The organism is Rhodococcus sp. CX, from assembly GCF_015865005.1.
GTDB lineage: Bacteria > Actinomycetota > Actinomycetes > Mycobacteriales > Mycobacteriaceae > Rhodococcus.
In genome coordinates this window covers 3,965-5,114 of the sequence record NZ_JADZGH010000023.1, presented here as the reverse complement: position 1 = coordinate 5,114, position 1,150 = coordinate 3,965, and the positions used below count along the sequence as shown (strand labels likewise).

At 62.7% G+C, this 1,150-nt stretch carries 2 protein-coding genes; one reads left to right on the top strand and one right to left on the bottom strand.

All coding sequences use genetic code 11. The features are described 5' to 3' along the window. Window positions 1-509 (bottom strand): ABC transporter substrate-binding protein (locus I0Q12_RS02035; RefSeq protein ID WP_231609844.1); only part of this gene is annotated, 509 nt, incomplete at its 3' end. 403 nt (window positions 510-912) lie between these two features. Between I0Q12_RS02035 and I0Q12_RS02030 the strand changes: the two genes are divergently transcribed. Next, on the top strand, window positions 913-1,150 hold a 238-nt coding region (locus I0Q12_RS02030; protein ID WP_197250367.1), incomplete at its 3' end, for a hypothetical protein.

Below are 1,150 nucleotides of genomic sequence, written 5' to 3'. Positions count from 1 at the left end.
TTCGGGACCGGCTCGACGAGGGTGACCTCGAGGGTGCGGTCGTCGACGACGCGGCTGCTCTCGATCAGTGCGGCCTGCGGCTTGTCCGGTGAGGCGGTGGCCGGTTCCTTGATGCGGTCCCAGCCGAACTTCACGGCCTCGGCGTTGAAGGGGGTGCCGTCGGAGAACTCGACACCGTCACGGAGGGTGAGGGTGAAGGTCTTGCCACCGTCTACGGTCGAGAAATCCTCGGCCAGCTTGTATTCGATCGCGCCGGTTTCGGCGTTGTCGATCATCAGGGTGCCGTAGAGCGCGTTGCCGAGGACCGGGGAGTTGGCCCAGGAGTTGGCAATCACGGCGGGGTCGAGGCTGCGAGGCTCGGCCTGCTCGATGATCAGCCCGGTGCCGCCGTCAATCGGGTTGCCGGACGGTCCGGTCGAGTCGGACTCGGCAGCAGAATTTCCACTACAGGCGCTCAGCGCCAGCATTGTCGCTGCAGTTGCTGCTACAGCCGCCAACGCACGTCTCATCGGGATCACAGTGGACCTTTCGCGGTTCGAGGGATGTGGTCCAACACAGGGGTGCCTGTCAGATGCGGACTTCGACGAGGATCGACTCACTCGTTGGCGGGTGGTCGCGCAGCCTTTCCGCCCCCGATGCGCCTTTCACGAAGACACATCCGAAGCAACATTGCCCTGTCACCTAGATAACATAGTGTTCTACGTCACCCTTGGCAAATCTCGCGGGCAACGACCGACAATTAGTGTGCCACTGCATCATCGGATTTCCACTATTGATTCGTACGATCGGTCGACTTATTGTAGCAGTGGGCCATGTCACATCTCCTTCATCCGGCAGCGCCGGGTGAAGCCATGCTCCCGGAACCTCGTCCGACCGCGAGCGGCCCGAATCCACTTCGAGAAGGGATCGTGTGTGTCCAGAACGCTCAAGGAATCGCCGGGAATGGTGTCGAGCTGGTCGCGAGCACTGACCGGCGCCGGATTCGGCATCACACTCGTGGCCGCAGTTGCGCTCTCACTTCCGGCTGCGTCGTACGCAGCAGGACCGGACTTCGGCAGCTCCGGCGGTTCCGGCTCGACGGGGCTGGGTAGTGGTTTCACCGAGATCAACGTCACCAACGATCCGACCAGGCTCAACGGTCAGCCGGTGG